Genomic DNA, 13,097 nt, shown 5'->3' on the forward strand with positions numbered 1-13,097 from the left:
ACCCTCCGAACCGTACGCACAGCGAGGAGAATCGGAGGTGGCCGGCGTGCGTTGTCCTTTCTGTCAGCACAGCGGATCGCGCGTCGTCGACTCGCGCACCTCCGAGGACGGCGCATCGATTCGCCGTCGTCGCCAATGTACTAACTGCGGCAGGCGCTTCACCACCATTGAGGCGGCCAGCCTGTCTGTGCGCAAGCGCTCCGGCGTCATTGAGGCCTTTTCCCGTGAGAAGGTGATTCGAGGTGTGCGTCGCGCCTGCCAGGGGCGCCCGGTCACCGACGACCAGTTGGCGCTGCTGGCCCACCGGGTCGAAGAGGCCGTTCGTGGAAGGGGGCACGCCATCGTTGACTCCCACGAGGTGGGGTTGGCGATTCTTGAGCCGCTGCAAGAACTGGATGAGGTCGCCTACCTGCGGTTCGCCTCCGTGTACTCCGGTTTCAATTCCTTAGCCGACTTCGAATCCGCCATAGCCGACCTGCGCACTCGGCACGCCAAGGGCTCCGACGCGGCCGGAGACTCTCCGACGCGCTGAGCTGTACGACGGCGCCGAGCTGTGCAGTCGCGCGACCCGCCTGGTTCTGCATGACACGGGCCGGGCGTGGGTACTGCCGGTGGCTTCAGGCGAGTGCGTGAATCTGCGTGGCACACTGAGGGCATGCGCGTGCTTATTGTCTCCGACTGCTATGCGCCGCGGCTGGGCGGCATTGAAACGCAGGTGAGGGACCTCGCCCGGAACCTGCTGGCGGCCGGTCATGAACCCGCCGTCGTTACGGCCACACCCACGGGTACGGTACGAGGCCGCAGCCTTGAGGATCCCGATGGTTTTCCGGTGTACCGAACCACCGTCCGCCTGCCCGGGGAGTTGCCGCTGCATCCGCGTGCCGGGAGGGAAGTGTCGGCCCTGATGACGCGGCTGCGGCCCGACGTCGTTCACGTCCACACCGGCATCGTCTCCCAGTTCGCCTGGGCCGGCATCGGTGCGGCACGGCGCGCCGAGCTGCCTCTGGCCATCACCTTCCACTGTGTCCTCGGTCCCTGGGCGGCGGTATGCGGTGCCCTAGGCCCGGCGAGCCCCGTGCGCATCTGGCAGCGCGGTGGGGCCGACCTCACAGCTGTGTCCTCCATGCTCGCCGCAGAAGTCGAAAGGGCGGGCGGCGCCTGGCCGGTCACGGTGCTGCCGAACGGTATCACCGTGGAGGACTGGAGGCTTCCCCGGAGTGCGGAACCCGCGGCGCAGGGTCCTTTGCGGGTCGTGGCCTCGCTGCGTTGGATCGAACGCAAGCGGCCCCTGCAGGTTGTTCGCGTGTTCGTCGACGCCGTCAGGCGTACTGGCTGTGATGCCGTGTTGGAGATGTACGGTGACGGTCCGTTGCGTGATCGACTAGCTCAGGAGGTTGCCGAATCCGGTATGGCGGCTCGGATCACCTTGGTAGGCAGAGTTGATCGTGATGAACTGGCGCGAGCCTTTTCTGGGGCCGACGTCTACCTACAGACCTCGCCCGCGGACTCTTTCGGAATCAGTGTGCTGGAGGCGCGTTCGGCGGGGCTGGCCGTGGTTGCCCTACGCTCCTCCGGCGTTGCGGATTTCATTACGGACGGTCAAGACGGACTTCTGGGCGAGGATGATGCCGATCTGGCTCGGGCACTTGCGGAGTTCATGACGAGTCCCGGCCTGCTGCGGCGCATCAAGGCGCATAACTACGCCGTCGACCCGCTGCCGGTATGGGGTGATGTGACGAACATGAACGTTGACGCCTACCGGCGTGCCATTGAGCTAGGTAAGCATCGTTGAGCGTCGTTGAATCCGCGCCGGGGTGCGGGCGGCTGCTTCCCCGGAACCGTATCGGCCGGTCTCGATGGTTACCTCAGCCCTCGTCGTTGTTGCGAAGGACCTCGGACAGGCGGCGCGCCGCAGCGGCCACTACGGGGCCGTGCACGCGCCCGGGCTGACGGCCCATGCGCTCGATCGGGCCGGAGATGGACACGGCGGCGACGACCTTGCCGCTGGCGCCGCGCACTGGCGCCGATACGCTAGCCACACCCGGCTCGCGTTCGCCGACGGACTGAGCCCAGCCGCGCCGTCGCACCGCGGACAGCATGGTGGCGTTGAAACGGGCGCCCACTAGGCCGCGATGCAGCCGGTCGGGCTCCTCCCAGGCCAGCAGCACCTGCGCGCCGGAGCCGCCCTGCATGGACATGGTCGCTCCCACCGGGATGGAGTCGCGCAGGCCGATCGGACGCTCGGCGTTGGCCACGCACACCCGCACGTCGCCCTGACGGCGGTACAGCTGTGCGGACTCGTGTGTCTTGTCCCGCAGGGCTGCCAGCACGGGGCCGGCCGCGGCCAGCAGATTGTCCTCCCCGGCGGCCGCGGCAAGCTCGTTCAGGCGCGGCCCCAGTATGAAACGCCCCTGCGCGTCGCGGGCCAGCAGCCTGTGGAACTCCAGCGCCACCGCTATGCGGTGCGCAGTCGGACGGGCCAGATGGGTGATGGTGACCAGCTGCGCCAGCGTGGCCGGGCCTGCCTCCAGGGCGCTCATGACCAGTGCGGCCTTGTCGATGACCCCAACCCCGCTGCCGCTCTCGATGTCACCCAGAGTGTCCATAATCTGATACTGCCATTCCGAGTGCTGAGACTTCAAGTAGCGTGGAGTCAGAAAACAGCCCGGTCTTTGCCGGTTCCGCACACCTCGGGCGGGCATTCGGGCGGAACGTCCCAGGAAAGGAAGTGCAGCGATGGGAATGACCCTGGCACAGAAGGTGTGGCGCGACCACGTCGTCGCTCCGGGCGCCGACGGAGCCCCGGACCTGCTCTACATCGATCTGCACCTGGTTCACGAGGTCACCAGCCCGCAGGCCTTCGAGGGACTGCGCCTGGCGGGCCGTAGGGTGCGCCGACCCGAGCTAACCCTTGCCACCGAGGATCACAACACCCCCACGCTCGACATCGACCTGCCCATCGCCGATGTCACCTCCCGCACGCAGATCGAGACCCTGCGTGCCAACTGCGCCGAGTTCGGGGTGAGGCTGCACTCCCTCGGTGATGCCGACCAGGGGATCGTCCACGCCGTCGGCCCCCAGCTGGGCCTGACTCAGCCCGGCATGACCGTGGTGTGCGGCGACTCCCACACCTCCACCCACGGCGCCTTCGGGGCGCTCGCCTTCGGCATCGGCACCAGCCAGGTGGAGCACGTGCTGGCCACCCAGACCCTACCCGTGGCTCCCTTCAAAACCATGAGCGTGCTCATCGACGGCGACCTGCCCGCCGGTAGTGGCGCCAAGGACATCATCCTGGCCATCATCGCCAAGATCGGCACCAACGGCGCCCAGGGGCATGTTATTGAGTACCGGGGCCGCGCCATCGAGCAGCTGTCGATGGAGGCCCGCATGACCATCTGCAACATGAGCATCGAGGCCGGCGCCCGCGCTGGCATGATCGCCCCCGACGAGACCACCTTTTCCTACCTGAAGGGTCGTCCCCACGCGCCGGAGGGCAAGGACTGGGACGACGCCGTCGCCTACTGGCGCTCATTGCGCACCGATGATGACGCCGTCTTCGACACCGAGGTTGTTCTGAGGGGCCGCGATATTGAACCCTTCGTGACCTGGGGCACCAACCCCGGTCAGGGTCTGCCCATCTCCGCCGTCGTACCCGACCCCGAGGAAATCGCCGATGAGACGCTGCGGCGAGCCGCCGAGCGGGCGCTGGAGTACATGGATCTGGCCCCCGGTACCCCGCTGCGCGACATCAGGGTCGACACCGTGTTTCTCGGCTCGTGCACTAACGGGCGCATTGAGGACCTGCGTGCCGCCGCTGAGGTGATCAAGGGCCGCACCAAGGCGCCCGGACTGCGCATGCTCGTGGTGCCGGCCTCGGCCCGCATCCGGCTGCAGGCCGAGGCCGAGGGACTGGACCGGGTGTTCAAGGATTTCGGTGCCGAATGGCGTAACGCCGGCTGCTCCATGTGCCTGGGCATGAACCCCGACCAGCTGGCCCCCGGTGAGCGCGCCGCCTCAACCTCCAACCGCAACTTTGAGGGTCGCCAGGGCAAGGGTGGGCGCACCCACCTGGTCTCGCCCGTCGTTGCCGCCGCCACCGCGGTGCGCGGCACCCTGTCCACCCCTGCGGACCTGCCGGTGGCGTCCGCCGCCTGACCGCCGTTCCGATCCGCCAACCCGCACCATGCCATAAGAGAGAATCCCGTAACCGCCATGGAGAAGTTCATCCGTCACACCGGCATCGGCGCTCCCCTGCGCCGCAGCGCCGTGGACACCGACCAGATCATCCCGGCTGTCTACCTCAAGCGGATCACCCGCACCGGCTTCGATGACGCCTTATTCGCCTCCTGGCGGGCCAGCGAGGCCGATTTCATCCTCAACCAGGACGCCTACAAGCGTGCCAGTGTGCTGGTGGCCGGACCGGACTTCGGTACCGGATCCTCCCGCGAGCACGCCGTGTGGGCGCTGAAGGACTACGGCTTCAAGGCGGTGCTCGCCCCCCGGTTCGCCGACATCTTCCGCGGCAATGCCGGTAAGCAGGGGCTTGTGGCCGGCGTAATCAGCCAGGAGGATGCGGAGCAGCTGTGGAAGATCTTGGAGGCCGAACCCGGCACCGAGGTCACGGTGGACCTGGAACGGCGCACCGTGGAGGCAGGATCCTTCCGGACCGTCTTCCAGATCGACGACTACGTGCGCTGGACCCTGATGGAGGGACTGGATGACATCTCGCTGACTCTCACCCAGGAGGACGCCATCCGCGCCTATGAGGAGGCCCGGCCCACCTACAAGCCGCGCAGCCTGCCAGCCCGGCATGAGCCTGACGCCCGGGTCGTGCCCGCCCGCTCGGCGGAAATGCCGGTGCCCATCGGCTACCCCTTCGTGCGCCCGGGAGCCTGAGCGCCGAGCCGCATTGGCTGCAGTGGCCGACGTCAGGCCCGTGGCCCGTACCGGGACTTGTCCACACCGGTGAGTGCAAGGACACGCTCCGGTTCGCTGTGGGCGGGGTGCGAACACTGCCGCGGGTGCCTGCGGAGCCTATGCTGAAGGTGTCCGCGCTAGGCGCGGCGGACGCCCCTTCCCATGGCGTCCGATCTTCACGTGAACACTCGGAGGTACGCATGGTCGACGGTCTGCTCCAGGTCGAGGGCGGGCGCCCACTCACCGGTGAAATCACCGTTCGCGGCGCCAAGAACCTCGTCCCCAAGGCCATGGTCGCCGCCCTACTGGGAACCACGCCATCGGTGCTGCACAACGTGCCGCTCATCCGCGACGTCGACGTCGTCTCCGGACTGCTCTCGCTGCACGGCGTCAGTGTCGACTACGACCAGGCGCAGGGGGTGTTGCGCCTGGACCCCTCCAGTGTGGAGAGCGCCCACATGGCCGATATTGACGCCCATGCCGGCTCCTCCCGCATCCCGATCCTGTTCTGCGGCCCCCTGTTGCACCGGCTCGGCGAGGCCTTCATCCCTGACCTGGGCGGCTGCCGCATCGGTGACCGCCCCATTGACTTCCACCTTGACATTCTGCGTGGCTTCGGCGCCATTGTGGACAAGCAGCCGCAGGGAATCCGGTTGACCGCCCCCGACGGCCTGCGCGGTACGGTTATCGAACTGCCATACCCGTCGGTCGGCGCCACCGAGCAGACTCTGCTGACGGCTGTGCGCGCCGAGGGACTGACGGAGCTGCGCGGCGCCGCCGTCGAGCCGGAGATCATGGATCTGGTGGACGTGCTGCAGAAGATGGGCGCCATCATCTCGGTGGACACCGACCGCACCATCCATGTAGAAGGCGTGGACGAGCTGGCCGGCTACAACCACCGCGCCCTGCCCGATCGTATCGAGACCGCCTCTTGGGCCTCGGCCGCGCTGGCCACACGCGGTGACGTGTTCGTTCACGGAGCCCACCAGAGCGATATGACCACTTTCTTGAACATCTTCCGCAAGGTCGGCGGCGCCTTCGACGTGCGCGAGGACGGCATCCGCTTCTACCACCCCGGTGGGGATCTGAAGAGCATCGTGGTGGAGACCAACGTCCACCCCGGCTTCATGACCGACTGGCAGCAGCCCCTGGTAGTGGCCCTGACCCAGGCGGAGGGTCTGTCTATCGTGCATGAGACCGTGTATGAGAACCGTTTTGGTTTCACCGGTGCCCTGCGCAAGATGGGCGCCACCATTCAGGTGTACCGCGAGTGCCTGGGCGGCACCGCCTGCCGCTTCGGACAGCGCAACTTCTACCACTCCGCCGTAGTCTCCGGGCCCACCCCGCTGCACGGGGCCGACATCGTGGTGCCCGATCTGCGTGGCGGCTTCTCCCACCTGATCGCGGCACTGGCCGCGCAGGGTACCAGCCGTGTGGAGGGCGTCAACCTGATCGACCGCGGCTACGAGCACTTCATGAACAAGCTCGCAGCTCTCGACGCCAACGTGAGTCGTCTGGCCTGAGCGTGACGCCCGTGCCCGACAGGGGGAGCAGCGGATTCAGTCCGCCGCTTGTGCCGGGGCGGGTTGCGGGGCGTGCGGGTTCCGGACGGATGCCTGCATCCGGACCGGCCTGCGGGCATCCGCCCACCAGGAGGAGCGGGAGTGGGTAGAGTGCCGATGTGCCCACCACACGACGCATGACCCCCTTCTACCGTTTCGCGGCCAGGGGGGTGATCATCCCCTTCCTAAAGGCGGTGTCCAAGCAGCACGTGACCGGAACGGCGAACATCCCCCGCGAAGGCGGCTTCGTGGCCGTCGCCAACCACCTGTCCAACCTGGACCCGCTGACCGCCATGCGTTCGCTGGTGGACGTGGACGTGCCCATCTACTCGCTGGCCAAGTCGCAGCTGTTCGAGATCCCCCTCCTGGGGCGAGTATTCAGTGCCGGCGGCCAGATCCCTGTCTACCGGGATTCTGCCAATGCCGGTAATTCGCTGGTGGAGGCGGAGCGGCGGCTGCGGGAGGGCGATCCGATCATGATCTTTCCGGAGGGCACACTTTCGCGTGACCCCCTGCAATGGCCGATGACCGGAAAGACCGGCGCTGCCCGCCTGGCGATGCGCACCGGCGCCCCGGTGCTGCCCATGGGGCAGTGGGGGGCGCACAAAGTGCTGGGAACCTATGGCGGTTTCCATCCCTTCCCCCGCAAGGATGTAAGGGTGGTTATCGGTGAGCCCTTCGACCTGGTGGAGTACGGCTCGGACGTCTCCGATTATGACGCCGTGCGTGCCGCCACTGCTGAGATCATGCGGCGTATCACCGAGCTGGTTGAGCAGTTGCGTGGTGAGAAGGCCCCGCGCCCCTTCGACATGAAGTATGACGGTGATCCGGGTAAGGGCAATATCGGGGTGCGCCGCCCCGACCCGCCGATATCACAGGCGCCATCTGTGGATCCGGATGATGACGCCGACGGCTCCGCAGGCAGCTCAGAACGCCCTGTGGCCGATGCGGGTTCCGGTGAGGAGCACCAGTCATGAGCGCCGCCGCCCGGCCGCAAGATTTGGCACGCCGGGCCGCCGTTATCGGTGCCGGTGCATGGGGCACAACTTTCGCCCGCCTGCTCGCCGGCGCGGGCACCCCCACCGTCATCTGGGCGCGCCGCCCGGAAATCGCCGATGAGATCAATGCCGGCACCAACGACCGCTACCTGCCTGGCATCCGTCTGCCTGAAACCGTGACCGCCACTGCGGACATCCGGGAGGCGGTCGCCGGGGCGGGACTCGTGGTCGCGGTGGTGCCCTCGCAGACCGCCCGGAGCGTACTCGCCCCGCTGCGCGGCGTCCTGGACGATGACGCAGTCGTGGTCTCCCTGATGAAGGGGGTGGAAGCCGGCACGGGGCTGCGCATGAGCCAGGTCATTGCCGATGCGCTTGACCTGCCCGCCGACCGCATCGCCGTGGTCTCCGGTCCGAACCTGGCCGATGAGATCGCCGCTGGTCAGCCCACTGCCACCGTCGTGGCCGCCCAGGATGAGGCCGTGGCCGCCCGGGTGGCAGCTTTGTGCGCAACCGGTACCTTCCGCCCCTACACCAACACCGATGTGCTCGGGGTGGAGCTGTGCGGTGCGGTGAAGAATGTGATCGCCCTGGCCGTTGGCATCACCACCGGGCGCGGTTTTGGCGACAACTCCAAGGCCACCGTCATCACCCGTGGGTTGGTGGAGATCACTCGCTTGGGGATCGCCCTGGGCGCAAGCCCCGAGACCTTCGCCGGACTGGCTGGCATGGGTGACCTGGTGGCGACCTGCTCCTCACCGCTGTCGCGCAACCAGACCTTCGGACGACGCCTGGGGGAGGGGATGAGCGTGGACCAAGCCGCCGCCGCCTCGCGCGGGGTTGCCGAGGGCGCCAAGTCCGCGCGCGCGGTGCTGGACTTGGCAACTGCGCATGGGGTGGACATGCCGATAACCGCTGGCGTGGTCGCTGTCGTTGAAGGCACCGCCACCGTGGAGGAGATCAGTGACGCCCTGCTGTCTCGCCCCCGTAAGGCCGAGGGCGTCAACGCCGCGCCGCTGGCCTGAGCGCGCACCTCCCCGCCGCCGAGTTCGGTCGATATAACCACCGAGTTCGGTAGATATAACGATCGAGTTCGGTCGAACTAACCATCGAGTTCGGTAGATATAACGATCGAGTTCGGTCGACATGAGGCTCTTTCGGTTGTGTTGGCGGGAAGGGCAGGGGGTGGCTCCAGGAGGTGAGTCGGTATCTGGCCGCACTGGGTTGCGGTATTCGAACCCGGCGCTGCACTGCCGGTGCTCTCGATGTTCCTGCTGCTGCCAGATCCCAGGGGAGGGGGGGTGGCCTTTGCGTCGCGGCGTCGGGGAGCTGAGCCTGAAGTAGGCATCTGGTGCAGCGGTCGTCTAGAGGTGTATGCGCGAACAGTTTGGGAGATGGCTTGGCAGGTCGTGCTCCTGCGGTTCTGCCAGGGGTGGTGTCGCAGAATGCAGTACTTTCATTCGTCGCGCCTGCGGTGAGCTGGTCGCGAACCGCATGATTGCGCGGTTGTTTCGGATGGCTGCCGGGCGGGAGTGGATAAAGTGCTGCATTTTGTGACACCGATGCCGGTGGGATCTCGGATCTAGCCCCAGCCGGGGCTGGATCGCGGTTCTCAGTTTGGAGCGTCTGAGCGCGCCTGCCAGGCTAGCCAAGCTCTTGTACGCGCGCTGGTCCAAGGCCAGGCCGCCGCGCCATTCGCCTATCAGCCGCCAAGCGCGGTGCGACCGGAGACACCGAGACACGCCCCTTTGCCACCCATCCCGACCAACACCCACATCCTCAGACCCGGGTGGGGTGGCGTGGAGGAGCTCTCAGTCATCGTCGGCGACATCGATCACCAAGCGGGTGGGGTTGGTAAGCGTGAAGATCCGGAATGTCTGTGAGTCGGTGCCCAGCACCACCTGGAACTGGTCTTCGAAGGCCAGGTCGAGGTAGGCCTCCTCAATGCCATCGTCATCGTCGCGCCCGACGGCGTCGAAGTCGAAGCGCACCGGCTCGGTGTAGGCCACCGCCTGCTGCTCCTCGCTGATGGGCATTGTCACTCCGGTGCCGGTAACCACTAGCGTGAAATCCCCATCGACGTTGATCGGGTCGCCCTTGCCCTGCGTATAGGCCTGATCGGTCCACTGCGCGGACCAGCCCGGCGTGCCCTCACCGGAGAACTCCACCACGAAACGCGAGTAGTCCTCGTCATCGTGGGAGCCGATGCGCACGTCGGAGATGATCAGCTCCGAGCCCTCGGCCGCCGGCTGCCCTTCGGCGCCGGTGCCCCAGGCGGGTGTTCCCGATGTGCCGGCCTCCTCCTGGGTGAGCGAGCCGGTGATGGTAGGAACCTGGGAGGCGGCTGGTGACTGCGGTGCGGAGGCGTTATCGGTGGCCGCAACGGAGCCGGTCGAATCGGACGGAGCAGCGGGTGATGCGGAAGCCGCGGCGCCACCGTCGGAGCCGGAACCGCAGGCACCCAGTGTGAGGGTGCCGGTCAGTAGCAGGGCTAGGGCGGGCAGCAGCGTGCGGCGAGCCAGGCAGGGTGAGTTTGCAGTTGTCATGGCGTCTCCTGACCTCGGATGAACCAGGTGATCTCCAGCATACGGAAACGGCGCCCCCGGCGCATCCGTCGCAGACAATCAAGGCTGTCGGTTACTCCCAGTCCAGGTGTTGCCGGCACTGAGCTGGTATTCACAACGCCTTACGGGGCCGTTCGGCCATGGAGCGGTAGCGTTGTCGCCATGTCGGCCTCCAACGCAGCCAGTGCAACCAGCAGCGGTGCCACCGCGGACTTCGACCCCTCCGCGTCGATTAATGCCGCCCCGACCAGCCGTCGTGGACGCAAGCCGCGCGTCGCCGTAGTCTTCGGCGGGCGAAGCGGCGAACACTCCATCTCCTGTGCCACCGCTGCCGGGGTACTGGATGCCATCGACCGGGACCGCTACGACGTCATGCCCATCGGCATAACCCGCCAGGGCAAGTGGGTGCTCGTGGATGACGACCCCGACGCCCTGCGCTTGGACGACGCCCGCCCCCCGGTGGAGATCACCACCGACGGGCTCGGCCGCGGCGAACTGGCCATGCGGTTGGGCGGTGGGAACCTGACCGCGATCACACCCGCCGGCCCCGAGGTGCTCGGCGCCGTCGACGTCGTGCTGCCGCTGCTGCACGGCCCCTATGGTGAGGACGGCACCATCCAGGGCATGCTGGAGATGCTGGGCCTGCCCTATGTGGGCTGCGGCGTGCTCGCCTCCGCCGCCGGCATGGACAAGCAGGTCACCAAGGTCCTCCTGCAGGCCGCCGGCATCCCCACCGCCCCGCATGTACTCGTCGAGGCGCACCGGTGGAGCCGTGATAAGGCCGCTGTTCTCGCCCAGTGCGCCGAGTTGACCCGCCCCCTGTTCGTCAAACCCGCCCGCGCCGGCTCCTCCCTGGGCATCACCCGGGTGGAGGACCTGGCCGACCTGGAGGCGGCCATCGAAACCGCCCGCGCGGTGGACCCCAAGGTGCTGGTCGAATCCGGCGTTGTCGGCCGCGAGATCGAGGTCGCGGTCCTCTCCGGGCACGGCGACGACGCCCCCCGCGTGGCCGAGCCCGGCGAGATCGTCATGGACGCCGCTCACGGTGCCGGCGAGTTCTACGACTACGAAACCAAGTACCTGGCCCACGACGCCGTCGCCATGGTCTGCCCCGCCCACATTGCCTCGGCCGAGCGCGAGTTGCTCATGCGCCGGGCCGCTGAGGCCTTCGTCGCCATCGGTGGGGAGGGGCTTACCCGCGTCGACTTCTTCCTCACCCCGGATGGGGAGGCGATTGTCAACGAGGTCAACACCATGCCCGGCTTCACTCCCTTCTCCATGTACCCCTACATGTGGCAGGTATCCGGGCTGCCCTACCGTGACCTGGTCACCGAGCTGATCGAGCTGGCGTTGGAGCGCCCCAGAGATGTCAACCGCTGATGCGTCCGCAGGCCGGGCGGGTTCCGGGCCTTCCCCGCACGGGTATGACCCCGAGCCGACCGCTTCCGGCGGTGCTCCCATCCTCGGCTCTATTCCTGCCGGGGATTCCATTGACGCCGCGTTAGACTCTGCCCCCACTGTTGCTGACTTGGGGGAGGAGGAGCTGCTGGCCGCCATCACGCCGCTATTGCCGCAGGCGGCTCGCGCGGAGGTTCCCAGCGGGGACGACGCCGCCGTGGTCGCCGCCCCGGACGGACGCTACTGCGTGAGCACTGACGTGCTCGTCCAGGGCGAGCACTTCCGCACCGACTGGTCCACCGGCCGCGACGTCGGGGCGCGCGCCGCCGCCCAAAACCTTGCCGACATCGCCGCCATGGGAGCCGTACCGACAGCGCTGGTGGTGAGCCTGGTGCTGCCGCGTACCACCCCGGTGCGCTGGGTGCAGGACCTGGCCCGCGGCTTCGCCGACGCGTGTGCGGGCACGGATGCGGGCGTGGTCGGCGGCGATCTGAGCACCGGGGACCGGCTAGTTGTCGCCGTCACGGTCCACGGCGACCTGGAAGGGCGTCACCCGGTGCTGCGCTCGGGCGCCCGGCCCGGAGACCTTGTGGTCCACTGCGGCACTCTCGGCCGTTCGGCCGCCGGGCTCGCGCTGCTACAGGCCGGCCTGGATGACCGCGGTGCTGGCTGGGCAGATGCTGTCGCCGCCCGCTCCGGTGGGCGTGGCAACACGTGCGACGGTGTATATACGCAGGCCGGCGATGGTGCCAGTAGGGAGACCCGCGACGTCGCCACCGAGGCCGCCGCCCACTGCCTGCGCATCTACCGGGCGCCGGTTCCGCCACTGGCTGCGGGACCCGCCCTGGCCGACGCCGGAGCTACCGCCATGCTGGACGTTTCCGACGGGCTGCTGCGAGACGCGGACCGGATTGCCCGGGCCAGTGGGGTTGTCCTTGACATAGCCGATCCTGAAGATGACCCGGGTGTCGGGCTGATACATGACCTCGCCGTGCTGGAGCCGGTCGCGCTGCTGCTGCGCGAGGATGCTGCGGATGCGCGCAGCCTGGCGCGGGCCTGGGCGCTGACCGGGGGAGAGGACCACGGCCTGCTGGCCACGCTCCCGCCGTCGGCCCGGGAGCTGCCCGATGGCGCGCGCGTGATAGGAGCCGTGCGCGCCCGGCGTGACGGCGAGCTCGCGGGTGCGCTGGCCGGTGGGCGCGTGCCTGAAAAGCTCGGTTGGGACCACTTCAGTAGCTAGGCGACCGGTAGGGTGAACAGAAGGCCGCCGTCCGCGGGCGCGGGACGGCGGCCTTGAATGCCCAGCAGGCGGGTGCAGCGCGCTCAGATGTTGCGCGTCACCTTGCCGGCCTTGAGGCAGGACGTGCACACGTTGAGGCGCTTGGGGGTGCCATTCACGAGAGCACGTACACGCTGAATGTTCGGGTTCCACCGGCGGCTGGTCCGCACATGGGAGTGCGAGACGCTCTTGCCGAAGACGGGGCCCTTGCCGCAGACGTCGCACACAGCAGCCACGGTTCCACTCCTGAATCTTCTTGGTGTAAGCGCACGGGCACCACGCCCGACGCCGGGTCTACCGCCCGGCGACACCGGTCGCGGGCAACCCCAGCACTTTAACCGAAACGGCCCGCCGCCCCAAGCGGAGCGACTATGGGCTCGCG

At 67.9% G+C, this 13,097-nt stretch carries 12 protein-coding genes; 9 read left to right on the top strand and 3 right to left on the bottom strand.

Features of this window, described 5'->3' with window-relative positions:
* The first annotated feature begins 46 nt into the window (after positions 1-46).
* Both nrdR and CWT10_RS04695 read left to right on the top strand, forming a co-directional pair.
* Positions 47-532, top strand: a complete 486-nt coding sequence (gene nrdR, locus CWT10_RS04690) for a transcriptional regulator NrdR (RefSeq protein WP_103063566.1) — start codon at positions 47-49, stop codon at positions 530-532.
* A gap of 123 nt (positions 533-655) precedes the next feature.
* A complete protein-coding gene (locus tag CWT10_RS04695; RefSeq protein WP_103063502.1) occupies positions 656-1,792 on the top strand; it encodes a glycosyltransferase family 4 protein in 1,137 nt (378 codons plus the stop codon).
* Between the two features lie 73 nt (positions 1,793-1,865).
* Here CWT10_RS04695 and CWT10_RS04700 read toward each other — a convergent pair whose 3' ends face one another.
* Positions 1,866-2,606: an IclR family transcriptional regulator gene (locus CWT10_RS04700; RefSeq protein WP_103063503.1), complete on the bottom strand. Its 741-nt coding sequence runs from the start codon at positions 2,604-2,606 to the stop codon at positions 1,866-1,868.
* A 130-nt stretch (positions 2,607-2,736) separates the two neighbouring features.
* Between CWT10_RS04700 and leuC the strand changes: the two genes are divergently transcribed.
* The 5 genes from leuC (at position 2,737) to CWT10_RS04725 (ending at position 8,499) form a co-directional block, all read left to right on the top strand.
* On the top strand, positions 2,737-4,155 hold the full coding sequence (leuC, locus tag CWT10_RS04705; protein WP_103063504.1) for a 3-isopropylmalate dehydratase large subunit: 1,419 nt from the start codon (positions 2,737-2,739) through the stop codon (positions 4,153-4,155).
* 57 nt (positions 4,156-4,212) lie between these two features.
* Positions 4,213-4,896, top strand: a complete 684-nt coding sequence (gene leuD, locus CWT10_RS04710) for a 3-isopropylmalate dehydratase small subunit (protein WP_103063505.1) — start codon at positions 4,213-4,215, stop codon at positions 4,894-4,896.
* 221 nt (positions 4,897-5,117) lie between these two features.
* A complete protein-coding gene (gene murA / locus CWT10_RS04715; protein ID WP_103063506.1) occupies positions 5,118-6,440 on the top strand; it encodes a UDP-N-acetylglucosamine 1-carboxyvinyltransferase in 1,323 nt (440 codons plus the stop codon).
* A 176-nt stretch (positions 6,441-6,616) separates the two neighbouring features.
* Positions 6,617-7,456, top strand: coding sequence for a lysophospholipid acyltransferase family protein (locus tag CWT10_RS04720; RefSeq protein ID WP_103063567.1), 840 nt, complete (start codon positions 6,617-6,619; stop codon positions 7,454-7,456).
* Entirely contained in the window at positions 7,453-8,499 is a 1,047-nt protein-coding gene (locus CWT10_RS04725) for an NAD(P)H-dependent glycerol-3-phosphate dehydrogenase (RefSeq protein ID WP_103063507.1), read from the top strand. The genes CWT10_RS04720 and CWT10_RS04725 overlap by 4 nt, the downstream gene beginning before the upstream one ends.
* A 786-nt stretch (positions 8,500-9,285) precedes the next feature.
* Here the strand turns inward: CWT10_RS04725 and CWT10_RS04730 are convergent.
* Positions 9,286-10,020 (bottom strand): AMIN-like domain-containing (lipo)protein, encoded by a 735-nt coding sequence (locus CWT10_RS04730; protein WP_103063508.1) that lies wholly within the window; start codon positions 10,018-10,020, stop codon positions 9,286-9,288.
* 180 nt (positions 10,021-10,200) lie between these two features.
* Here CWT10_RS04730 and CWT10_RS04735 point away from each other — a divergent pair, with 180 nt between their 5' ends.
* A complete protein-coding gene (locus CWT10_RS04735) occupies positions 10,201-11,418 on the top strand; it encodes a D-alanine--D-alanine ligase family protein (protein WP_103063509.1) in 1,218 nt (405 codons plus the stop codon).
* Positions 11,405-12,676, top strand: a complete 1,272-nt coding sequence (thiL, locus tag CWT10_RS04740; protein ID WP_103063510.1) for a thiamine-phosphate kinase — start codon at positions 11,405-11,407, stop codon at positions 12,674-12,676. Before CWT10_RS04735 ends, thiL begins: the two co-directional genes overlap by 14 nt.
* 83 nt (positions 12,677-12,759) lie before the next feature.
* Here thiL and rpmB read toward each other — a convergent pair whose 3' ends face one another.
* Positions 12,760-12,951 (bottom strand): 50S ribosomal protein L28, encoded by a 192-nt coding sequence (gene rpmB / locus CWT10_RS04745; RefSeq protein ID WP_073327266.1) that lies wholly within the window; start codon positions 12,949-12,951, stop codon positions 12,760-12,762.
* Positions 12,952-13,097 lie beyond the last annotated feature (146 nt).

This window comes from Actinomyces qiguomingii, assembly GCF_004102025.1.
In the GTDB taxonomy this organism is placed as follows: Bacteria; Actinomycetota; Actinomycetes; order Actinomycetales; family Actinomycetaceae; genus Actinomyces; species Actinomyces qiguomingii.

Coding starts and splice junctions, on each gene's coding strand:
- thiL (WP_103063510.1), top strand. CDS start 11,405: ATGTCAACCGCTGATGCGTCCGCAGGCCGGGCGGGTTCCGGGCCTTCC.
- CWT10_RS04735 (WP_103063509.1), top strand. CDS start 10,201: ATGTCGGCCTCCAACGCAGCCAGTGCAACCAGCAGCGGTGCCACCGCG.
- CWT10_RS04725 (WP_103063507.1), top strand. CDS start 7,453: ATGAGCGCCGCCGCCCGGCCGCAAGATTTGGCACGCCGGGCCGCCGTT.
- CWT10_RS04695 (WP_103063502.1), top strand. CDS start 656: ATGCGCGTGCTTATTGTCTCCGACTGCTATGCGCCGCGGCTGGGCGGC.
- CWT10_RS04720 (WP_103063567.1), top strand. CDS start 6,617: ATGACCCCCTTCTACCGTTTCGCGGCCAGGGGGGTGATCATCCCCTTC.
- murA (WP_103063506.1), top strand. CDS start 5,118: ATGGTCGACGGTCTGCTCCAGGTCGAGGGCGGGCGCCCACTCACCGGT.
- leuD (WP_103063505.1), top strand. CDS start 4,213: ATGGAGAAGTTCATCCGTCACACCGGCATCGGCGCTCCCCTGCGCCGC.
- CWT10_RS04730 (WP_103063508.1), bottom strand. CDS start 10,020: ATGACAACTGCAAACTCACCCTGCCTGGCTCGCCGCACGCTGCTGCCC.
- CWT10_RS04700 (WP_103063503.1), bottom strand. CDS start 2,606: ATGGACACTCTGGGTGACATCGAGAGCGGCAGCGGGGTTGGGGTCATC.
- leuC (WP_103063504.1), top strand. CDS start 2,737: ATGGGAATGACCCTGGCACAGAAGGTGTGGCGCGACCACGTCGTCGCT.